The organism is Roseovarius sp. MMSF_3298 (genome assembly GCF_030733705.1).
GTDB classification, from domain to species: domain Bacteria; phylum Pseudomonadota; class Alphaproteobacteria; order Rhodobacterales; family Rhodobacteraceae; genus Roseovarius; species Roseovarius confluentis.
Genome location: NZ_JASHIN010000002.1, coordinates 32,015 through 52,423, shown reverse-complemented (window position 1 = coordinate 52,423; position 20,409 = coordinate 32,015). Strand labels below are relative to the sequence as shown.

19 protein-coding genes are annotated in these 20,409 nt (G+C 63.7%); 8 read left to right on the top strand and 11 right to left on the bottom strand.

Annotation, left to right across the window (positions count from 1 at the left end; genetic code table 11):
* Positions 1–165 precede the first annotated feature (165 nt).
* Entirely contained in the window at positions 166–1,401 is a 1,236-nt protein-coding gene (locus RBB18_RS02260) for a DegT/DnrJ/EryC1/StrS aminotransferase family protein (RefSeq protein WP_306112299.1), read from the top strand.
* On the opposite strand, the gene RBB18_RS02255 is transcribed toward RBB18_RS02260, so the two are convergent.
* From RBB18_RS02255 to RBB18_RS02245, 3 genes are all read right to left on the bottom strand, one after another.
* Complete coding sequence (locus RBB18_RS02255; protein WP_103761624.1) at positions 1,398–2,363, bottom strand: LysR family transcriptional regulator; 966 nt, start codon at positions 2,361–2,363, stop codon at positions 1,398–1,400. The two genes, RBB18_RS02260 and RBB18_RS02255, sit on opposite strands and share 4 nt — an antisense overlap.
* A gap of 9 nt (positions 2,364–2,372) precedes the next feature.
* Entirely contained in the window at positions 2,373–2,951 is a 579-nt protein-coding gene (gene phaR, locus RBB18_RS02250) for a polyhydroxyalkanoate synthesis repressor PhaR (protein ID WP_306112298.1), read from the bottom strand.
* 226 nt (positions 2,952–3,177) lie between these two features.
* The gene (locus tag RBB18_RS02245) at positions 3,178–3,885 is read right to left on the bottom strand and encodes a L,D-transpeptidase (protein ID WP_245890378.1); all 708 of its coding nucleotides are present in this window, start codon (positions 3,883–3,885) and stop codon (positions 3,178–3,180) included.
* Between the two features lie 836 nt (positions 3,886–4,721).
* Between RBB18_RS02245 and RBB18_RS02240 the strand changes: the two genes are divergently transcribed.
* The 6 genes from RBB18_RS02240 (at position 4,722) to RBB18_RS02215 (ending at position 11,379) form a co-directional block, all read left to right on the top strand.
* Positions 4,722–5,231, top strand: a complete 510-nt coding sequence (locus RBB18_RS02240; RefSeq protein ID WP_306112297.1) for a Hint domain-containing protein — start codon at positions 4,722–4,724, stop codon at positions 5,229–5,231.
* A 301-nt stretch (positions 5,232–5,532) separates the two neighbouring features.
* On the top strand, positions 5,533–6,564 hold the full coding sequence (locus RBB18_RS02235) for a BMP family protein (protein ID WP_103761628.1): 1,032 nt from the start codon (positions 5,533–5,535) through the stop codon (positions 6,562–6,564).
* On the top strand, positions 6,565–8,112 hold the full coding sequence (locus RBB18_RS02230) for an ABC transporter ATP-binding protein (protein ID WP_306121234.1): 1,548 nt from the start codon (positions 6,565–6,567) through the stop codon (positions 8,110–8,112). It begins immediately after the preceding gene.
* Positions 8,102–9,151, top strand: coding sequence for an ABC transporter permease (locus RBB18_RS02225; protein ID WP_306112334.1), 1,050 nt, complete (start codon positions 8,102–8,104; stop codon positions 9,149–9,151). The genes RBB18_RS02230 and RBB18_RS02225 overlap by 11 nt, the downstream gene beginning before the upstream one ends.
* A gap of 3 nt (positions 9,152–9,154) precedes the next feature.
* On the top strand, positions 9,155–10,099 hold the full coding sequence (locus RBB18_RS02220) for an ABC transporter permease (protein WP_306112333.1): 945 nt from the start codon (positions 9,155–9,157) through the stop codon (positions 10,097–10,099).
* Positions 10,099–11,379, top strand: a complete 1,281-nt coding sequence (locus RBB18_RS02215; RefSeq protein ID WP_306112332.1) for an amidohydrolase family protein — start codon at positions 10,099–10,101, stop codon at positions 11,377–11,379. Before RBB18_RS02220 ends, RBB18_RS02215 begins: the two co-directional genes overlap by 1 nt.
* A 176-nt stretch (positions 11,380–11,555) precedes the next feature.
* Here the strand turns inward: RBB18_RS02215 and RBB18_RS02210 are convergent, their stop codons facing one another.
* Both RBB18_RS02210 and RBB18_RS02205 read right to left on the bottom strand, forming a co-directional pair.
* Positions 11,556–12,014, bottom strand: a complete 459-nt coding sequence (locus RBB18_RS02210; RefSeq protein ID WP_103761633.1) for a phasin family protein — start codon at positions 12,012–12,014, stop codon at positions 11,556–11,558.
* A 161-nt stretch (positions 12,015–12,175) separates the two neighbouring features.
* The gene (locus RBB18_RS02205) at positions 12,176–13,984 is read right to left on the bottom strand and encodes an alpha/beta hydrolase (RefSeq protein ID WP_103761634.1); all 1,809 of its coding nucleotides are present in this window, start codon (positions 13,982–13,984) and stop codon (positions 12,176–12,178) included.
* A gap of 159 nt (positions 13,985–14,143) precedes the next feature.
* On the opposite strand from RBB18_RS02205, the gene phaZ reads away from it, so the two are divergent.
* Positions 14,144–15,442 carry a polyhydroxyalkanoate depolymerase gene (gene phaZ / locus RBB18_RS02200; RefSeq protein WP_103761635.1) on the top strand — a complete coding sequence of 433 codons (1,299 nt, stop codon included), beginning with the start codon at positions 14,144–14,146 and terminating at the stop codon, positions 15,440–15,442.
* A gap of 237 nt (positions 15,443–15,679) precedes the next feature.
* Here phaZ and RBB18_RS02195 read toward each other — a convergent pair whose 3' ends face one another.
* The 6 genes from RBB18_RS02195 to RBB18_RS02170 form a co-directional block, all read right to left on the bottom strand.
* The gene (locus tag RBB18_RS02195) at positions 15,680–16,408 is read right to left on the bottom strand and encodes an alpha/beta fold hydrolase (protein ID WP_103761636.1); all 729 of its coding nucleotides are present in this window, start codon (positions 16,406–16,408) and stop codon (positions 15,680–15,682) included.
* A gap of 94 nt (positions 16,409–16,502) precedes the next feature.
* A complete protein-coding gene (locus tag RBB18_RS02190) occupies positions 16,503–17,474 on the bottom strand; it encodes a carboxylesterase (RefSeq protein WP_306112331.1) in 972 nt (323 codons plus the stop codon).
* Positions 17,471–18,223 carry an alpha/beta fold hydrolase gene (locus RBB18_RS02185; protein ID WP_103761637.1) on the bottom strand — a complete coding sequence of 251 codons (753 nt, stop codon included), beginning with the start codon at positions 18,221–18,223 and terminating at the stop codon, positions 17,471–17,473. Before RBB18_RS02185 ends, RBB18_RS02190 begins: the two co-directional genes overlap by 4 nt.
* A gap of 71 nt (positions 18,224–18,294) precedes the next feature.
* A complete protein-coding gene (locus RBB18_RS02180) occupies positions 18,295–18,474 on the bottom strand; it encodes a hypothetical protein (RefSeq protein ID WP_103761638.1) in 180 nt (59 codons plus the stop codon).
* 164 nt (positions 18,475–18,638) lie between these two features.
* Positions 18,639–19,874: an MFS transporter gene (locus tag RBB18_RS02175; protein WP_306112330.1), complete on the bottom strand. Its 1,236-nt coding sequence runs from the start codon at positions 19,872–19,874 to the stop codon at positions 18,639–18,641.
* Positions 19,875–19,898: 24 nt separating this feature from the next.
* Entirely contained in the window at positions 19,899–20,084 is a 186-nt protein-coding gene (locus tag RBB18_RS02170; RefSeq protein ID WP_103761897.1) for a hypothetical protein, read from the bottom strand.
* Between the last annotated feature and the right edge of the window lie 325 nt (positions 20,085–20,409).

Genomic DNA, 20,409 nt, shown 5'->3' with positions numbered 1-20,409 from the left:
GGGTATGACCGATGCGAGGGGCCAGCCCCTCGCGCTCCCCGGGATATTTATGGCCAGAGGAAAAGGTGGCGGAGCCCTGCCGTCACGAAAACTTTGCTTTGGGAGGCGGGCGATTTGGTGTAAGGTTTTCGGAAAATCAAAAAACGAGCTTCAGGAAATCCGAACATGACCCAGCCCAGCACGCCCCCTGTCCCCAACGTTTATGATGCCGAACCCATCCCCGAGGCGGCCCGGGCCGAGATCGACCGGTTGCTGCAGTCGGGTGACCTGTTCCGCTATACCGCGCCCGAAGCTGCGCCGGTCAGCCTGCTGGAACGGGAGTTCGCGGAGTTGATGGGCACGCGCTACGCGTTGGCGGTGTCGTCCTGTTCGGCTGCTCTGTTCCTTTCGCTGAAGGCGTTGGGACTGCCACGGGACGCGCGGGTGCTGATGCCCGGCTTTACCTTTGCCGCGGTGCCGTCGTCGGTCATGCATGCCGATTGCGTGCCGGTGCTGTGCGAGGTGGGCAAGAATTACCGGATCGACATGGCCGATTTCGAGGCGAAGCTGGAGAGCGGCATCGACGCGGTGATCGTCAGTCATATGCGCGGGCATACATCGGACATGGACCAGGTCATGGGGCTGTGCGACGTGCGCGGCATCCCGGTGATCGAGGACGCGGCCCACAGCCTGGGCACCGTCTGGGGCGGGCGCAAGATCGGCACGATCGGGCGCGTCGGGTGCTTCAGCTTTCAGTCCTACAAGCTGGTGAATGCGGGCGAAGGCGGCATTCTGGTGACCGACGATGCCGACCTGGTGGCGCGGGCGGTGATCATGTCGGGCGCGTATGAGCATAACTGGGCCAAGCATATGGCGGGGGACGACCCGATGCTGGCGGCCGCCTTTGCCGACTGGCAGAACCGTCTGCCGCTTTACAACCTGCGCATGGGCAACCTGAGCGCCGCCATCATTCGACCGCAACTGCCGGAAGTGGCGCGGCGCGTGCGCGACGGGCGCGACAACCACGATTACGTGGCCGGGCGTCTGAACAGCTCGCCCTGGATGCGGGTGCCGGACAAGCTGGGCCCTGAGGAACGGGCGCCGGATTCGATCCAGTTCAACCTTTTGGACATGAGCGATGCGGAGGTGCGGGCCTTTGCCGACGCCGCCGCGGAGCGTGGTGTGAAGGTGCAGGTCTTCGGCATGTCGGCGGATAATGCGCGGGCCTTCTGGAACTGGCAGTTCCTGCCGGGACCGACGCCGGACCTGCCGCAGACGCGGGCGATGCTGATGCGGGCCTGTGACGTGCGGCTGCCCGCCCGGCTGAGCCGGGACGACCTCGATTTCGTGGCCGAGGCATTGATCGCGGCGGCGGAGGCGGCGGCACCGCCGATGGAGCCCGAGCGCGTTTACGGAACTTAAAGCAGCTCCAGCCGGTCGCCCAGGAACGGATACTCGGCCAGGGCCGGGTTCAGGATCGTGTCGCGCAGGATCGGGCGCAGGGTTTCGGCCAACTGCGCCGGCAGCTCCTGAAGGATATCCTTGCGCGCGGTCAGGCTGATCGTGCGGAAAAGCGGCTCGAACGGAAGCGGCATGACGTCGATCTGTTCGGCAAATCGGCGGGCACGCATGAGCGCCAAGGGGGGCAGGATGGTCCAGCCGGTCCCCTGCCCCACCAGCGCCAGGATGGCGTGGTAGCTGTCGAGCTCGAACCGGTGTGGCAGGCTGAGTTTCTGCCGGGTGAGATGCGCCGAGAGAAGCCGGCCCATGTAATGCCGCTGGGTGTACTGGATGAGCGGCAGGCGCTTGAGTTGGCGCAACACGTCCCCGTCGGGATCGACCCGGCCCCTTGGGGCGGCCACCACGAAGCCTTCGCGCAAGAGCGGGTGAACCTCGGTCCAGTCGTCGCCGGCGTTGAGTTCGGCGGCAACGATCATGTCGAGCGTGCGGCTTTCCAGGAGGTCGTAGAGATAATGGCTGGCGCCGGTTTCCAGCAGGAACTGGCTGGTCTTGAGCTCGCCCGCGACATGGGTCAGAAGCTGCGGCGTGACGTCGGCCTCGAAATCCTCGATCATGCCGAGACGGAAGCGCGTCAGCATCGACATGTCGGACATGGCGAGTTCCGCGCGGGCCTGTGCGGCCTCGTTGAGGATAACCTGGGCGCGGCGTTTGAGGATCTCGCCCGCGGGCGTCAGGCGGATCGGCCTTGCGTTTCGTTGCAGGAGCGTGGCGCCCACCGCGCCTTCGAGGTTGGTCAATTGCTGGCTGACTGCAGACGGGCTGGCGCCCAAACGCTTGGCGGCGGCCGAGATCGAGCGTTCGTCGGCCGCGGCCATGAACACCTCGATCCCCCACAGGGTGATGCGGCCGGGGCTGTCGACCATGGCCGGGCCTTACTTGCTGAGCTTGGACAGCTTGTCCTGCAAATCGGCCAGCTGCTTCTTGATGTCGTCCAGGCCCTCGTCGCTTTCAGCGCGCTTGGCCGGCTCGCCCTCTTCGGGAGCCTTGCCGGTCATACCGGGCATACCGCCACCGGTCATGGCCTTGAGGAACGCCTCTTGCTGAGCGCGAATGCTGTCCATCCCGGGCATCTGGTTGAAGGAGCTGGCGAGCGGGCTCGCCTTGGCCATGTTCTCCATCATCTGCGACTGGCCCTGCTGAAGCATCTCGAAACTGGCAGACAAAAAATCGGGGACCATCGAGGTGGCGTGGGTCGTATAGCTGCGCACGAGATCGGTGAGCACGTTGATCGGCAACACGTTCTCGCCACGGCTTTCGTGTTCCGCGATGATCTGAAGCAAGTATTGCCGGGTGAGGTCATCGCCCGATTTCAGGTCGATGATCTGCACCTCGCGGCCGTCGCGGATGAACTCGGAAATATCCTCGAGAGTGACGTAGTCGGACGTCTCGGTGTTGTAGAGACGGCGACTGGCGTACCGTTTGATCAGCAGCGGTTTTTCGTCTTCGGCCACGTGTGTCCTCCCCGGAATGCGTGCACTGCAGCAAAGCCTATGCCAGCGCAGAACAAAAAGAAAGGGCGTGTGGTTGTGCGGCGCATGGCCGGAACGCGATGGGACGAGGACGCGACCTTTACGCCATGCGCACCGGAGATCGGCGGGATCGCGTCCCGTCCTCGGGATGCGGCAGGGCGCCCGTCAGCCGCTCATCCTTGCTGGACTCGCGCGGACGCCCCGGCCTTTATTGGCTGGCTTCGTACTCGGCCTTGCGCTGCGCCTCTTCTTCGACATAGGCATAGACGCTTTCCGGGTCGACAGGTTTCGGGACCATTTCGCCGCCCCGGTTGGCCGTCTCGACGCCTTCCGCCGCGACGGATTCCTCGTAGCTGCGGACCACGACCGGAGCGCCGACCGACACGCGGTCGTGCAGGTCGATGACGTCCTGGTTGAAGAGACGGATGCATCCGGCGCTGCCCTGGTTGCCGATCGTGGCCGGGTCATTGGTTCCGTGGATGCGGTAATAGGTGTCGCGGCCGCCCCGGTAGAGGTAAAGCGCGCGGGCACCCAGCGGGCTTGCCTTGCCGCCCGGAATGCCCTTGGCGAATGGGGCGTAGGCCTCGGGGTCGGACCGGATCATGTTGGCCGTGGGCGTCCAGCCCGGCCACTCTGCCTTGCGCCCGATCGTGGCTCTGCCGCTGAAACCGCGCCCTTCACGGCCAACGGCGACGGGGTAGCGAATGGCGCTTTCGGGGCCTTGGACGTAATAGAGGAACTTGGCATAGGGGTCGACGACAATGGTGCCGGGCGCCTCGTCGCCGGTATATGTTACCGAGGTGCGACGGTTCGGCTCGCGCAGGTATTGCGGCTCGATGGCGTCGATGGTGATGTGCCCCTCCTGCATCTGGCTGTACTCGGGGTAAGTTGCCCCGCCGGGCATGTCCGAGGACATCGGTCCTGCGCAGGCAGCGACGAGAAGGCTGCATGTGAGAAGAAAGAAGTATCTTACCGCGGCAAAGAGCATGTGTCAGTCCGATGAGTCGTTGAGGTTCAGCGCCACCTTATGGGACTGTCACCTGATGGCAATCAATTGGTCCCGTATTGTGCTTACGCGGTCACAAATGCATGTCCGCGATCAGCAGATAGCGGCCATTTGAACGAGTTCCGGCGAAAGTCGGCCTGGAGCCCAGTTTGACCGGTGCCGCAGTAACGTCGAAGGTCAGCGATGCAAGAACGGTCTGGTGACCGGGTCTTGAAACCTGAGACCCAATGGCGTCGGGCAGTCAGGTGAATTCAAATATGGTATCAGTCTTCCCCGCACGATCTTACCCGATGCAGGTGCCACCAACGATCGTTAGAGGCGGCACCGACTACTCGTTTGCATCCTCTGGCGAACGAATCAGATTCAACCTTAGCCAGACTGTTTCTCAGTAATTTCAGTTGGATGAGCGCCATAAATTCTCATGGGCGTATTTGAGACCAATTAAAAAGTGTGTTCAGTTTGTTGTTTCGTATGGCAGATATGATTGGCTCCACTCCTGAAACGGACCGCTTCCACAGCCAGCATTGATCCCCTTAATGCTTGGATGCACCCTAGAATTGTGCAATACCATCTTCAGGCCACCTATTGGCGATCTTTGGGAATAACCAAGTTCAAGATCCTTCGACAAGCGGAGTTCAGGTCACCAAAGCATCAATCTACCGAAGGAAATTTCAGTTTTTACCAGTTCTTTGGACAGTTGGAGTTCTGCACCGCCCGCAACCTTCTGGCAATCTGGAATAGGGGTAATGATGGATCGGATAAGAAAGAACGGAGGCTATGCCGCCGGAACGCGGGTTCTTTGTGCCGATGGCCCAATACCGGCCGAGTTCATCGAAATCGGTGATCGTGTCATAACGCGAGATGCAGGAATTGCACGCGTGACCAACATCTCCCGGCGCACCCTTCGAACAAATTTCATCAGGTTCAAGCCATATGCCCTGGATGAAACGGGGCCCACTTCGGATCTTGTTCTCCCTCAAGACCAGACGATCCTGGTCCGAAACTGGAGGGCGAGAGAAGCCTTCGGGGTAGACTGCGCATTGGTCGAAGCGGCTCTGCTCGTGGATAATCTCTTCATCGAGATGACGGAACCTCGGGAAGAGGTGCTGTTTCAAATCTCGTTCGCGTCTCCCCATATCCTTTATCTTGAGGGAATTGAGGTCGGATCGGCGGATGCAACGCCGGCACGCGGCACGCGAACTCATGCGGAAAAAATCTCGAAGTCACTCAGCAGCATTCTTCTTTCGGGTCGGTGAAACCGGCAATCGGCGCGTTCCGGGCAACCAGGGAACGACGACTTTCGAGAATGGAGACGACTTCGCGGTCTGCTTTGCATGAGGTGTTTTGGCGAATTATCGCACGCCTCGCCCCTGCCTTTCCTTGACCCCCTGACGAACTGCCTATTCTTACGGCAGACTTCGGCGCGATGCGTAAAACCTTGGCGTCCGCTCTGGACTTTTCGGGCCGCGCAATCTTCTATTGGCCGGCACCCGGGTTCTTTTTATCATTTGGTCAAACATTCTGGGCACGCCACGTTCCAACAGGGGGATAAGTTCCATGACGCAACACAGAAAAACCAGCCCGACCGGCCTTTCCCGCCGGACGTTCCTGAGCACCACAGCCGGCACCGCGCTGCTTGTGGCAGCCGGCGCGCCGGGGGCGCTGAAGGCGGACGAGCCGCTGAAGGTCGCGGGCATCTACACCGTGCCGGTCGAGCAGCAATGGGTCAGCCGCATCCACAAGGCCGCCGGCACCGCGCAGGAGCGGGGCGATATCGACTATGTCTTTTCCGAGAACGTGTCGAACACCGATTACGCCCGCGTCATGCGCGAATATGCCGAGCAGGGCTATGAGCTGATCATCGGCGAGGTCTTTGCCGTCGAGCAAGAGGCGCGCGAAGTGGCGGCGGAATATCCCGATATCGCCTTCCTGATGGGCTCGAGCTTCAAGCAGGACGAGGCGCTGCCGAATTTCGCGGTCTTTGACAACTACATCCAGGACGCGTCCTACCTGACGGGGATCATCGCGGGGGCAATGACCGAGACCGGCAATATCGGCATGGTCGGCGGCTTCCCGATTCCGGAGGTCAATCGCCTGATGCATGCCTTCATGGCGGGCGCGCGCGAGATGAACCCCGACATCACCTTCCAGGTCAGCTTTATCGGCAGCTGGTTCGATCCGCCCAAGGCCAAGGAGACGGCCTTCGCCATGATCGAGAACGGGGCGGACATGCTCTATGCGGAGCGGTTCGGCGTGTCGGACGCGGCAAAGGAAAAGGGTGTTTTGGCCATCGGCAACGTGATCGACACGCAAGCCGAATATCCCGAAACGGTCGTGGCCTCGGCCATCTGGCACTTCGAGCCGACGCTGGACAAGGCGATTGCCGAGGTGAAGGCCGGCACGTTCACTGCTGCCGATTACGGCGTCTATTCGTTCATGAAGGAGGGCGGCTCGTCACTGGCGCCCTTGGGCACGTTCGAAGGCAAGGTGCCGCAGGAGGCGCTGGACCTTGTCGAGCAGCGCAAGCAGGAGATCATGTCCGGCGAGTACACGGTCGAGATCAACGACGAAGAACCCAAGTCGTCCTGAATGGCAGGCGACGGCGCGGCGCAGGTGGTCCTGCGCCTCGATTCCATTACCAAGCGGTTCGGCAAGCTGGTCGCGAATGACGCGGTCAGCCTGTCGCTGCGCGAGGGCGAGGTGATCGCCCTGCTGGGCGAGAACGGCGCGGGCAAGACCACGCTGATGAACATCCTGTTCGGCCAGTACACGGCGGACGAGGGCAATGTGGAGGTTTTTGGCCAAGCCCTGCCGCCCGGCAACCCGCGTGCGGCGCTCGATGCCGGGGTGGGCATGGTGCACCAGCATTTCACGCTGGCCGACAACATGACCGTGCTGGAGAATGTCATTCTCGGCACCCAGCCGCTTTTGTCGCCGCGCCTCGACCGTGGGGCGGCGCGCACAAAGCTGGAAAAGCTGGCGCAGGATTTCGGGCTTCAGGTCCATCCCGATGCCAAGGTGGGCAGCCTGACGGTGGGCGAGCGCCAGCGGGTCGAGATCCTGAAGGCGCTGTACCGGGATGCGCGCATCCTGATCCTGGACGAGCCGACCGCCGTCCTGACCCCGCAGGAGACCGAGGACCTTTTCGCCACCCTGCGCAAGGCGATCAAGCTGGGCCTGTCGGTGGTGTTCATTTCCCACAAGCTGCACGAGGTGATGGCGATATCGGATCGCGTGCTGATCCTGCGGCATGGGCGGCTGGTGGCCGAACGGCCGATTGCCGAGGTCGACAAGGAAACGCTGGCTTCGCTGATGGTGGGGGCGGATGTCGCCGCGCCCAAGGTCGCGCCGGGGCGGCCCGGTGACGTGCTGATGCGGCTGGATGCGGTCACGACGCCCGCGCGCGGCAATGCGCCGGGGCTGGCGGATGTGTCGCTGGCGCTGCATGCGGGGCAGATCGTGGGGCTGGCGGGGGTCTCTGGCAACGGTCAGGGGGCTTTGGCGGACCTGATCGGCGGGCTGATCGCGCCAGCCGAGGGACGGATGGAGCTGGACAGCGCGCGGCTGGACACATGGTCGCCGCGCGCGGCGGTACAATCGGGCATCGCCCGCATCCCCGAGGACCGGCACAAGACCGGCACCATCGCCGAGTTCGATCTGACCGAGAACGCGATTCTCGAGACCTATGCCCAGCCGCCCTATAGCCGGTCGGGCCTGATGAACTGGGGCCGGGCCGAGGCCTTTACCCGCGAGATCATCGAGACCTATGACGTGCGCTGCCCCGGGCCGGGCACGCGCATCCGGCTGCTCTCGGGCGGGAACATGCAAAAACTGATCCTTGGCCGTGTGCTGGAGGCCGGACCGCGTATCATTCTTGCCAACCAGCCGGTGCGGGGGCTGGACATCGGCGCGGTCAATTACGTGCATGGGCAGTTGCTGGCGGCACGGGACAGGGGCGCCGCGGTATTGCTCATTTCCGAGGATCTCGACGAGATCATGGCCCTGTCGGACGTGATCCACGTGATTTCCGAAGGCCGCCTGTCACCGGGATTCGCGCGCGGGTCGGTGACGCCCGCCGAGCTGGGCGTCTGGATGGCCGGCCAGGGGTTTGAAAAGGAAGCCGCCCATGCGTCTTGAACCGGTCGCGAACCCGTCGCTTTGGCGCACGACCGTGCCGCCCGCGATTGCCATCGGCTCGACCGTGGTGATCGCCTCATTGCTGGCGATGGCGGCAGGGGCCAACCCGTTCTCGGTGCTCGGCCTGATCCTCAAGGGCGCGTTCGGGTCGAAATTCGCCCTGCTGGAGACGCTGAACCGGGCGACGCCCCTGATCTTCACCGGGCTAGCGGTGGCGGTCGCCTTTCGAGCACGCCTGTGGAACATCGGGGCCGAGGCGCAGCTGTATGCAGGCGCATTGATGACCGTCGTCTTGGGCACCGGGATGCTGCAATGGGGCACCTTTGCCCTGCTGCCCGCGCTGGCGCTCGCCTCGATGCTGGCGGGCGCGCTGGTGCTGCTGGTGCCGGCGCTGCTGAAGGTGCGGTTCGGCGTCGACGAGGTGGTGACGACGTTGCTGTTCAATTTCATCTTCCTGCTCTTCATCTCGATGCTGCTGGAAGGACCGCTGAAGGACCCGATGGGCATGGGCTGGCCCAAGTCCGAGCGTCTGGTGGCCGAGGCGCGGCTGCCGCGTATCGTCGAGGGGCTGCGCCTGCACTGGGGGTTTGCGCTGGCGCTGATCGCGGCGGTGGTCGTCTGGGTGATCGAACGGCGCACGACGCTGGGCTACGAGATGCGCGCCGTGGGCCTGAACCGCGAGGCGGCGGGGTTTGCCGGCATCCCGGTGAACCGGGTGCTGATCAAGACGGCGCTTCTGTCGGGCGGGCTGGCGGCGCTTGCAGGGTTTTCCGAGGTCGCGGGGCTGAAGGGCAACCTGACGCTCGATCTTAGCCCGGGCTATGGCTACACCGGGATCATCGTTGCCATGCTGGCCCTGCTGAACCCGCTGGCGGTGGTGGCGGCGGCGCTGTTCGTGGCGGGCATTTTCGTCGGCGCGGACAGCATGAGCCGCGCGGTCGAGGTGCCCAGTTACCTTGCGGATATCATGCTGGCCACGGCGCTCTTGCTGATGGTGCTGGCAATCCTGCTGACCCGGTTCCGCGTGGTGAGGGAGTAGGCCATGGACATCTTCGAAATCCTGCTTTCCGCCAGCTTCTGGACCGCCGCGATCCGCATCGCGAGCCCGTTGATCTTTGCCACGCTGGGAGAACTGATCTGCGAGCGTGCGGGCGTGCTGAACCTCGGGATCGAGGGGATCATGGTGGCGGGTGCCTTTGCCGGCTGGATGGCGGTCTATTCCGGTACGGGGCTGTGGATGGGCGTGGCCGTGGCGATGGTGGTGGGGATGCTGTTCGGGCTGATCCACAGCCTGCTGACGGTGCCCTTTGGCCTGTCGCAGCATGTGGTCGGCCTTGGCGTGACGCTGCTGGCGACGTCGCTGACCTATTACGCCTATCGCCTGGCGCTGCCCGAGGTGACGAGCCCGCCCAAGATCGACGCGTTCCAGCCTTTCGAGATTCCGCTGTTGTCCGACATCCCGCTGATCGGTCCGGCGCTCTTCGCGCAGACGCCGCTGACCTACCTGGCATTCATCCTGGTGGGCGTCGTGGCGCTGGTGCTGTATCGCACGCCGCTGGGCCTGGCGCTGCGCGCGGCGGGGGAAAACCCGGCGGCGGTGGCGGCGCAGGGCCTGTCGGTGACCGGCATCCGGATGGGCGCGGTGATCGTGGGCAGCGGGTTGATGGCCGTCGGCGGCGCATTCCTGACCATGTCGGCCTTTGACAGTTTCTTTTTCGAGATGGTCAACGGGCGCGGCTGGATCTGCATCGCGCTGGTCGTGTTCGGCGCGTGGAAACCGGGCAAGGCGCTGTTGGGCGCGATCCTCTTTGCCGCGTTCGACGCGCTGCAGATCCGGGTGCAGCAGACGTCGCTTGGGGCCGACATCCCTTACCAGGTGTTCCTGATGATGCCCTATTTCCTGTCCATCCTGGCGCTGATCGTCATGTCGCGCCGGGCCGAGGTGCCGGCGGCACTGATGGTGCCGTTCAACAAGGGGGAACGCTGATGTTCGATCTTATCGTCAGGGGCGGCACGCTGCCGGACGGGCGCGTGGCGGATATCGGGATCAAAGGCGACAGGATCAAGGCGGTCGAGGACCTGTCTGGCGCCGAGGCCCGCGAAGTGATCGAGGCGGAGGGCGATCTGGTCAGCCCGTCTTTCGTCGATCCGCATTTCCACCTGGACGCGACGCTGTCCTATGGGCTGCCACGGATCAATGCGTCGGGCACGTTGCTGGAGGGGATCGGGCTTTGGGGCGAGTTGAAGCAAATCGTCACGCAGGACGAGATGGTCGAGCGCGCGCTGTCCTATTGCGACTGGGCGGTCAGCCAGGGATTGCTGGCGATCCGCAGCCATGTCGACACCTGCGATGACCGCCTGCTGGGCGTCGAGGCGATGCTGGAGGTGCGCGAGCGGGTCCGCGACTATATCGACCTGCAGTTGGTGGCCTTTCCGCAGGACGGTTTCTACCGCGATCCGACGGCGCGGGAAAACACGATCCGCGCGCTTGATATGGGCGTTGACGTGGTGGGCGGCATTCCGCATTTTGAACGCACCATGTCCGATGGTGCGGCCTCGGTGCGCGAGCTGTGCGAGATGGCCGCAGACCGAGGCCTGATGGTCGACCTGCATTGCGACGAGACGGACGACCCGATGAGCCGCCACATCGAGTCGCTTGCCTTCGAGGCGCAGCGGCTGGGGTTGCAGGGCCGGGTCACGGGCAGTCACCTGACCTCGATGCATTCGATGGACAATTACTATGTCTCGAAACTGCTGCCGCTGATGGCCGAGGCCGGGGTGGCCGCCGTCCCGAACCCGCTGATCAACATCACGCTGCAGGGACGGCACGACACCTTCCCCAAACGGCGCGGCCTGACCCGGGTGAAGGAGATGCAGGCGCATGGGATCACCGTGGGCTGGGGGCAGGATTGCGTGCTCGATCCGTGGTACTCGCTGGGGACAGCGGACATGCTGGACGTCGCCTTCATGGGATTGCACGTGGCGCAGATGACCAGCCCCGAAGAGATGGCGCGGTGTTTCGACATGGTCACGCAACAGAACGCCGCAATCCTGGGGCTGGAGGGGTATGGCATCGCGCCCGGCAAACGCGCCTCATTGGTCGTGCTGGATGCCGCGTCGCCGATCGAGGCGTTGCGCCTTCGACCCGCGCGCCTTGCCGTGGTTTCGAATGGCAGGCTGGTCAGCCGAATGCCCCGCGAGGATGCGGCGCTTTCCCTTCCGGGGCGCGCGTCGACGGTGCGCCGGCGGCACGATCCCGGCAGGTGACGGCGACAGACCCGGCCCGGGCAGTGCCGTGACTGGATGCGATGCCATCTGCCGTCCCTGCTCTCCCCGGCAACGGACGCAAAAAAAGGGCGAGCCCGGGAGGCTCGCCCTTCGGTGTTCCGGGCCAAAAGGGAGGAAGATGGCCCGTACTCGTTAAACCGGTGACCGGACTGCGCTTACTTGGCTGCGGCGGTCGAGGCTTTCTTGGCCGCGGCGGTCGCGTCGTCGGTGGCTTTCTTCACGGCTTTGGTGGCGTCTTCCTGGAAGTCTTTTCCAGCAGCCATCATCAGCTCGACCGTGTCCATCTGGACTTTCTTCGCGATCTCAGCGAAGGCGGCCATGTGCTCGGCAGCCGTTTCAGCGTTGGCCGACGCGAAGTCGGTCATGGCTTTGGCGTAGTCTGCCGGCTCGGATTTCGCCTTGGTGACGTCTTGCAGCTTGGTCAGGGTTTCCTGGGTCCATTTGCCCGACAGCTCGGCCGATTTGGTGGCGGCTTCGAGGGCGACGCCCGACATTTTCTCGCTCAGAGCGGCTTGGTTCTTGAACGCTTCTTCCATCGCTTTGGTGTCGACGGGGAACGCGCCCATCACGTCTTTCATCATCGCGTTGAAGTCTTGTGCTTGTGCTTTTGCCATTGGTACGGCTCCTACGTGTTCGGTTTCAGTCGTGTTCTGTTTGCAAGCGGTTGGTCCGCTTTTTTGCATCTGCAGCATATATAGACGCCGCAACGCAGCATTGCAACCCCTTTCGCTGCACTGCAGCAAAACTTTCACACAGTTGGAAAAAGCGTTTCGCGTCAGGCGTTTGCCTTGCGAAGCACGTAGGTTCCGGGCGCGGGACCAAGGCTGGGATGCTCGGAATCGCCCGGTTCGCGGGCCTTAATCTTGGTCCCCGAGCGCTTGCGCAGCCAGGATTCCCACATCGGCCACCAGGAGCCTTCGCGCTCTGTCGCGCCCGCCAGCCACTCTTCGGGCGTGGGCGGCAGGTCCTTGTTCATGTAATAGCCGTACTTCTTTTTCGACGGCGGATTGACGATGCCGGCGATGTGGCCGGACTCGGACACGATAAAGCTGCGGTCGGTCGATCCGGTCTGCATGAAGCCGCGGTAACAGTCGCGCCAGGCGGCGATGTGATCGCTTTCGCAGGTGACGGCCATGATCGGCACGGTGACATCGCTGATATGCACGGTTTCGCCGCACACCTTCATGCCCTTGTCGACGAAGGCATTGGCCTGGCAGAGGTCGCGCAGGTATTGCTTGGTCATGTCGCCGGGCAGGTTGGCCCCGTCCCCGTTCCAGTAGAGCAGGTCGAAGGCGGGGGGCGTTTCGCCCATCATGTAGCTGCGGATCGCGGGTTTGTAGATCAGGTCATTCGAGCGCAGGAAGGACATCGTGCGCCCCATGATGAAGGAGCGCAGCACGCCCTGCTCTTCGACTTCCTTTTCAATGCCGTCGACGAAATCGTCCTGCAGGAAGGGCACGAACTCGCCCTGCTCGCCGAAATCGGTCAGCGCGGTGAAGAAGGTGGCGGACTTGACCGAATTGTCGCCGCGCTTGGCCATCAGCGCCAGCGTCAGGTGCAGGGTGGTGCCGGCGATGCAATAGCCCACGGCGTTGACCTGTTTCTCGCCAGTGATCGCCTTGGCCTCGCGGATGGCGGTCAGGAATCCCTCCTCGATGTAATCGTCGATAAGGACGTCCCTGTAGGACGCGTCAGGATTGACCCAGGACACGACGAAGAGCGTGTAGCCCTGATCGGTGATCCACTTGATCAGGCTGTTTTCCTTCTTGAGGTCGAGAATGTAGTACTTGTTGATCCAGGGCGGAAAGATCACCACGGGCGTCTTGTGGACCTGCGCGGTGGTGGGCTTGTACTGGATCAGCTCCATCATGCGGTTGCGATAGACCACCTCGCCTTCGGTCACGGCAACGTTCTCGCCCAGCTTGAAGGCGTCCTCGTCGCACAGGCGCACGACCATCTCGCCCTTGTTGGCCTCGAGGTCCGACACGAGGTTTTCCAGCCCCTTCACCAGGCTTTCGCCCTCGGTCTCGAGCGCGCGTTCCAGCGCGTCGGGATTGGTGCCGAGGAAATTCGTCGGGCTCATCATGTCGACGATCTGGGAGGCAAAGTAGTTCAGGCGCTTGCGATCCTTGGGATCGAGGTCGTCGGCCTCGGCCACGGCCTTTTCCACGGCCTGCTTGTTGAGTGCGTATTGCTTTTTGACCAGCCGGAAATAGGGGTGCGTCTTCCACAGGGGATTCGTGAAGCGCTTGTCACCTTCCAGCGGGTCGGAGTCGTCCTCTCCGGCATCGGCCGGGGCGTGGCCTTGCAGCAGCGCCTGCTGGGCCTCCATGAAATGGCGCACGGATTTGCCCCAGTATTCCAGCTGCTGTTCGTAGATCTTGCCCGGGTTCTCCATCAGGGCCTGCCAGTAGGAGGCTGCTGCGCGTGCATAAAGCTCCTGGCCCGGGCCGTTCAGCTCGGGTGCGGGGGGATTTCGGTGGCTCAGCGCCTGCACGAGCCTTTGTGACAAGGCCTCGACCTTTTCGAGATTTTCGTTCATCCGCTCCAGATTTTTTTCTTCGGCGGTGTCGGGCGTTGCCATTTCTGCGAAATCCTCTACTCTTTCTGCTATGCAGCATGGCGCGGAGGGACCGCGTCTGGTATGCATGTGTTAACGTCGCCCCGCGTATACTGGCCCTGGGAGCCTGTGGGACTGCGACGAATGGAACCAACTCGGCCGGCCCGGCCGAAGGAGTAAGTAATGCGTTACATGGCCACCTACGACCTGATGGAAACCATCCGCAACACCAACCAGTGGCTGGGCGCGACGGCCTTTTCCATGGCATCTTACCCCATCTTCGCGCTGACCCCAAACCCCGCGTTTCAATGGCTGGCCGCCTGGGGCGAAGTCACCGAGCGCACGTTCCAACGCATGGTCGCCAAGCCCGACTGGGGGATCGAATCGATCACCGGCGAGGACGGGCGCGACCACCTGATCAGCATCGAGACAGTGGTGGACAAGCCCTTTGGCGACCTCATTCACTTCAACGTGCAGGGCCGGGACGAGATGGACCGCCGCGTCTTGCTGGTGGCGCCGATGTCCGGACACTACGCAACTCTGTTGCGCTCGACCGTGAAATCGCTGCTGCCCGATTGCGAGGTTTACGTGACCGACTGGCACAACGCGCGCGACATCCCCGTCAGCGCGGGCAAGTTCGATGTCGAGGATTACACGCTTTACCTGATGGACTTCATGCGCGAGCTGGGCAGCGATCTGCACGTGATCGCCGTGTGCCAGCCCGCGCCGCTGACCCTGGCCGCGACCGCCTATCTTGCCGAGTTGGACCCCGATGCGCAGCCCCGGTCGCTGACGCTGATCGGCGGGCCGATCGACCCCGACGCGACGCCGACGGAGGTGACGGATTTCGGGCATAGCGTGACCATGGGCCAGTTGCAGGAGACGATGATCCAGCGCGTCGGCTTCAAATATCCGGGCGTGGGGCGCAAGGTCTATCCCGGCCTGTTGCAGCTGTCGTCGTTCATGTCGATGAACGCCGAGCGTCACAGCCAGGCCTTCCTGAACCAGATCAGCCGCGTGGCGCAGGGCGAGGCCAGCGACCGCGACCCGCACAACAAGTTCTACGACGAATACCTGGCCGTGATGGACATGCCGGCGGAGTTCTACCTGTCGACGGTCGAGCGCATCTTCAAGGCGGGCGAGATCGCCAAGAACGCCTTCGTGGTCGATGGCCACAAGGTGGATATCGGCGCGATCAGCAAGGTCGCCGTGAAGACGGTCGAGGGCGGCAAGGACGATATCTCGGCGCCCGGCCAATGCGTGGCGGCACTGGACCTGCTGACCGGGTTGCCCGACAGCATGAAGGCCAGCCACCTGGAGCCCGAGGCGGGCCATTACGGTATTTTCGCGGGCCGGTCGTGGCGCAACAACATCCGGCCGCTGGTGCTGGATTTCATCGACGCCAATTCCGAGGATCCGGCGGCGCGCAGTCGCACGAAGCCCCGCAAGAACAGGAAGAAGGCGAAGATCGCGGCGGAGTGAGGTGGGTCAAACCCTGGCGGAGAGGTCCCGGATCAAGTCCGGGACGACGGGATTTCAGTTGGGGCGCGCGGAACAAAGGCGCGGCTCTGCCGCGCCGCCGCGCGATCGCCATCCCGCGGCTTGGCAATCGCTCGGCTTGGTCAAACGCCCGTCATCCCGGACTTGATCCGGGATCCCGTGGCCTCGAACCTACTCGGATCGAGCCAAGTATGACGTCGGGTGCCGAGTTGACCCGCCCTACCCCGCCTCGACCCGCTTTTGCAGAACCAGCGGCTGTTTCAGCCACACGCGCAGCGCGGCCGTCACCGCCTCGGGCGTTTCCAGTGTCGGCAGGTGTCCGGCCTCCTGCACCAACGCCAATTCGGCATAGGGAATGAGGCCGGCCATGAATTCGTGCCGCTTCACCGGCGTCAGCGTGTCGTGCACGCCGCACATCACCAGCGTCGGCACGCTGATCTTGCGCAAGGTCGCCTGATAGTCGCGGCGGCGTTGCAGGGCCCGGACCTGCCGGGTGATCGCATCGGCCCCGAGGTTCTCGGCCATCTTGGTGACCATGTGCATAATCGAGGTGCGGTCGGCATTGGGAGCCAGGTGGTCTGGACGCAGCAGCGTCGAGACGGCCTGATCGATGAACCCCGCGCGCAGCTTGGTCACGATGGGCTCGTAATTGGCCGCCGATTGGGGCGTTTCGGCCAGCGAGTTCGTGTCCATCAGGCAAAGGCGCGTCACCCGGTCGGGCGCACGGCGCACGATCTCCAGCGCGACGATGCCGCCCATGGACAGCCCCGCCAGCGCAAAGCGACGCGGCAGGTGATCGAGCAGGCCCGAGGCGATTTCCTCGATCCGGTCGCCGTGGGAAATGGGCGCGACGGTCACGGGCAAGTCGGGGCTGAGCGCCGCGATCTGGGGGCCGAACAGGCGTGCGTCACACATCATGCCCGGCAGAAACACCAAGGGGTCTTTCATTGCTTTGTTCCTTAACCTGCCCGCGCGCTCTGCGCTGTTTTATGAAGGTGATTCTGCCACAGGCTTTGCAGAAAACCAAGAAAAGTTGCGCACTTTACGGCAATCCGCCGATCCAATCGAGAATGGCCGTGACGGCGGGCTCGGTGCCTGCGGGCGAAAGGATGTCGCCGGCGATGACGTGGGCCAGCGGGTCCATCCCCGGCCCTTTCGGCGGGCGCGCCAGCGAGACGGGGCCACCCCAATCTGTGCGCACGGCGTCGGTGGCCGTGGCGTCGACGACCTGGTCATCGGCGTCATAGTAGAACAGCGCGGGGATGGTCGTTTGGCTGTAATCGGCACGTGCAGCGGCCTGCACGGCGGCCGCCACGGGCAAGGCGGCCACGGAAGGATAGCGCGTGGTCCAGTGGGCGGCCTGTTTGGCGTTCTGCGGCTCGAAGCTGCGCTCCTGCCCCGCAAGCAGTGGCGCCCAGTACCGCGCGGCGGGCCATGTCAGCAGCGGCGCCATTGGGTTGTTTATGCCGAAATTGGTAGCGACGAAGACCATGCCCGCAACGTCTTTGCGCATGTCGGGGTCGAGCGCGGCAAGGGCCGCGAAGGTGGCGCCGGTGGAGGTGGCGATCACGACCACGCGGTCGCCGGTGGCGCGGCCCAGCGCCAGCGCCTCGGCGGCGTCGGCCATCCAGTCGGCCATGCTGGCCTCGGTCATGGCAGCGCCATCGCGGCCGTGGCCGGTGAAGCGGGTGAAGACAAGGTTGGCATTCAAAGTTGTGGCCACGCGGTCGGGGACCGGGCGGATTTCCTCGGCGCTGGCGGAAAAACCGTGCAGGTAGACGATGGAGAGGTCCGTGCGCGTCTCGGCATCCCCGGCCCAGACGATGCGCTTGGTGGCGGCGGGACGCAGGTTGGGGACACCGCTTTCGGTGCTTTCAAGATAGACGCCGATGCCTTCGCCGAACCTGCGCGGGTCGAAATCGGCGCTGAGCGTCACGGGTTCGCGCGGGAAGAAGAGCCAGAGCGCAGCGATCATCAGCGCCAGCAGGCCCAGAACCCGCGTAAGCCATTTCACCCAAGACGCTCCAGCACGTCCTCGATGGAGCGTGTGATGAGCGCGAGGCAATCGGGGTCGGAAAAGCGGTGATCGGCCCCGTCGACGAGCGTGAGGCGCATGTCCTTGCCCTTGGCGTGGTCCAGCAGGCGCAGGGCCACAGACATGTCCACATCCGCATCTGCGGTGCCTTGCAGGAACCGCACCGGGAAAGGCAGCTTGAGGTCCGCGCGCAGGACAAGGTTGTCGCGCCCGTCCTCTATCAGCCGGTGGGTGATGATGTAGGGCTCGTCATAGTCGCTGGGCAGGGCAAGGCGGCCCTTGGCCTTCAACTCGGCCCGCTGTGCCTCGGTGAAACCGGCCCACATGCTGTCCTCGGTGAAATCCGGCGCGGCGGCGACGGTGACCATGCCGGCGACGCGGTCGGGGATCGCGCGGGCCATGAGCAGGGCAATCCAGCCGCCCATGGAGGAGCCGACGAGGATCTGCGGACCGTCGGTCAGCTCTTCGATCACGGCCTGCGCGTCGGCGGCCCAGTCACCGATGCAGCCGTCGGTGAAGGCTTCGCTGCTTTGTCCATGTCCGGAATAGTCGAACCGCAGAAAGGCGCGGCCCGTGCGCTTGGCCCAGTCTTCCAGATGGATGGCCTTGGTGCCTTCCATGTCCGACTTGAAGCCGCCGAGAAAGACCACGCCCGGCCCGTCGCCGTCGGTCTTGTGATAGGCCAGACGTCGCCCTTGGGGCGAGGTAAGCGTCTCTGTCTCTGACATCGGTGTTCCCCTTCGAGGTTTGACGGGAACCTGTCACCCTACGCGCGGCGTTTCAAGCCGCTTGGGCCGTGTCAGAGAATGGAGCCGATGGTGCGCTCGATCCGGTCGAGCGTGTATTCCCGTTCGCGCCCCGGTTTGTCGGCGACGGCGCTGGCCGGGAAGCCGAGATAGGTGGTTCCCGCCGCTTGGTCGGGATCATCCGCATCACCGGAGTCGCCGGTGCTGTCGGAGCTGGTGTCGTGACGTGTCATATTCGTTACCGTTCGTTTTCTTCCGCGCTGTGGCCCATCAGGCCTGTGAATGAAGCTAGCATGTCATGGAAGAATGAGAATTCTCTTTTTGTCACAATATGTTACAGTGAACATTCGCATACAGGAGAATACGGCGCGATACAATTGTATGCAGATGTATGCCGTTATTTGACATCGCGAAGGCCGAGCGCGGCCAGCCCGCCTAGGGCCGACATGGCCGCAAACCCGATCAGGGCGGCGTTCGGACCGACCCAGCTGAGCGCGCCACCAAAGGCGCCCGCCAGCAGCAGGATGATCCCGATGGCAAGGTTGGCGACGGCGGAATTCACGGTGCGGCGATCCTCGGGCGAGATGTCGACAAGATAGGTCGAGCGTGCCTGCCGCACGCCGTGATAGGCCACCATCAGCACGAAGAGAACGCCGGGTATTATTGCGGTGGTCTGGGCCCATCCGGCAAGGTTGACGGCGACGCCCGCCGCCATGGCCAGCGCACCCAGAAGCCCCGCCACCAGCAGCATCAAGCGGCTGGAGCGGTCGGCGAGCCAGCCCCAGGCGTAGGAACTGACGAAGCCGGCGGCCGAGGACGCCACCAGCAGCGCCCCCAGCGTGCGCAGGTTGTTGTCGTCGCCTTGCGTGGTCATAACCGCGAGGAACGGCGGTGCGAGAGCGGTGGCCGTCAGCAGGCCGCGCACGAGGATGAAGCGGCGCAGGTTGGCATCTTCGCGGATCACGTCGCGAAAGCGGTGCAAGCCGGTGTCGTTTTGCGGGGTGCTGTCGTCCTCATCGAGGGTCGAGAAGATGAGTGCGGCGGCAATCCAGAGGCACGAAGCCAAGGCGATGGCGGCGATCACGGCGGTCTTGGTCTGGATGAGCCCCGAGAGCATCAGCCCGGCAAAAACCAGCACCGCGATGGACGCGGCCGAGCCTGCCATGCCGGTGACCGCGCCGCGCTTGGTCTGGCCGACGGTCTTGCCGAGGATGTCCTTGTAGGAGACCGAGCAGGCCGCGCGGAAGAGCGCCAGCGTGGCCAAGAGCACGCAGATGGCGAGGCCCGCCGCCCAGCCTTGCAGGAAAATGGCCGAGGCGGCGATGCCGGCGGCCATGGCCCCCTGCCCCGCGCTGCCCGCGACCCACATCCAGCGGCGTTGCTTGCGCTGTTCCAGCCACGGCGCCAACAGCACCTGCGGCAGCAGCGCCCCGGCCTCGCGCAGCGGCACCAGAAGCGCCACGAGGCTGCCGGGTGCGCCAAGCACGCCCAGAAGCCAGCTGAGCACCAGCTTGGGGTCTATGAGGCCATCGGCGATTTTCGTGAGGCTTAGAGAAAAGATATGCCGAAGCCCGTTGCGGGCCTCGGCCTTGTCACTTTCCTGTCCTGTCAGTCGTTCGAATGTGCCTTGCACTGCGCACCTTGTCGTTGAGGCTGGTTAGCCTCCGACATAGGGCGCGGACTTGGGACGGTAAAAGATTTTCTGGTTGTGCAGCCGTCCCAGCAGGTCGTGGATGCGGCGGGTCACCGGCTCGGGCTGGTTGACCTTCGAGCTGTGCAGGGCGCTTTCGATCAGCTCCATGTCTTCGACGGAGAGTTCGAATTTATCGTTGTAGCGGGCCATGTTCATCTGCTCCTTAACGTTGTCGCGGCATGCGATAAGTAAAACGAAATGCACGTTTCGTATTGGTTATATAGGAGTTCGCGCCACGTCGTAAAGTATATTTTCATTCGTCTTTTCAATATCTTGCAAAACGCCCTGCTGCGACGCGGCATGCCGGATTCGCATGCATTTGCACACCGAATCCACTCAAAGGAGGCCAAGCCCTTACCCCGAAAGCACTCTTTGGGCAGGGCGTGCTTGACTTGGCCCCTGGCCCGCGCCAAAACCCGGGCCAAGACCATAACCCGCAACCGGGCGTTCCGTGGGCGCCAAACTGACGAGGAGG

Coding starts and splice junctions, on each gene's coding strand:
- RBB18_RS02260 (WP_306112299.1), top strand. CDS start 166: ATGACCCAGCCCAGCACGCCCCCTGTCCCCAACGTTTATGATGCCGAA.
- RBB18_RS02255 (WP_103761624.1), bottom strand. CDS start 2,363: ATGGTCGACAGCCCCGGCCGCATCACCCTGTGGGGGATCGAGGTGTTC.
- RBB18_RS02245 (WP_245890378.1), bottom strand. CDS start 3,885: ATGTCCTCGGACATGCCCGGCGGGGCAACTTACCCCGAGTACAGCCAG.
- RBB18_RS02240 (WP_306112297.1), top strand. CDS start 4,722: ATGATGGATCGGATAAGAAAGAACGGAGGCTATGCCGCCGGAACGCGG.
- RBB18_RS02235 (WP_103761628.1), top strand. CDS start 5,533: ATGACGCAACACAGAAAAACCAGCCCGACCGGCCTTTCCCGCCGGACG.
- RBB18_RS02230 (WP_306121234.1), top strand. CDS start 6,565: ATGGCAGGCGACGGCGCGGCGCAGGTGGTCCTGCGCCTCGATTCCATT.
- RBB18_RS02225 (WP_306112334.1), top strand. CDS start 8,102: ATGCGTCTTGAACCGGTCGCGAACCCGTCGCTTTGGCGCACGACCGTG.
- RBB18_RS02220 (WP_306112333.1), top strand. CDS start 9,155: ATGGACATCTTCGAAATCCTGCTTTCCGCCAGCTTCTGGACCGCCGCG.
- RBB18_RS02215 (WP_306112332.1), top strand. CDS start 10,099: ATGTTCGATCTTATCGTCAGGGGCGGCACGCTGCCGGACGGGCGCGTG.
- RBB18_RS02210 (WP_103761633.1), bottom strand. CDS start 12,014: ATGGCAAAAGCACAAGCACAAGACTTCAACGCGATGATGAAAGACGTG.
- RBB18_RS02205 (WP_103761634.1), bottom strand. CDS start 13,984: ATGGCAACGCCCGACACCGCCGAAGAAAAAAATCTGGAGCGGATGAAC.
- phaZ (WP_103761635.1), top strand. CDS start 14,144: ATGCGTTACATGGCCACCTACGACCTGATGGAAACCATCCGCAACACC.
- RBB18_RS02195 (WP_103761636.1), bottom strand. CDS start 16,408: ATGAAAGACCCCTTGGTGTTTCTGCCGGGCATGATGTGTGACGCACGC.
- RBB18_RS02185 (WP_103761637.1), bottom strand. CDS start 18,223: ATGTCAGAGACAGAGACGCTTACCTCGCCCCAAGGGCGACGTCTGGCC.
- RBB18_RS02180 (WP_103761638.1), bottom strand. CDS start 18,474: ATGACACGTCACGACACCAGCTCCGACAGCACCGGCGACTCCGGTGAT.
- RBB18_RS02170 (WP_103761897.1), bottom strand. CDS start 20,084: ATGGCCCGCTACAACGATAAATTCGAACTCTCCGTCGAAGACATGGAG.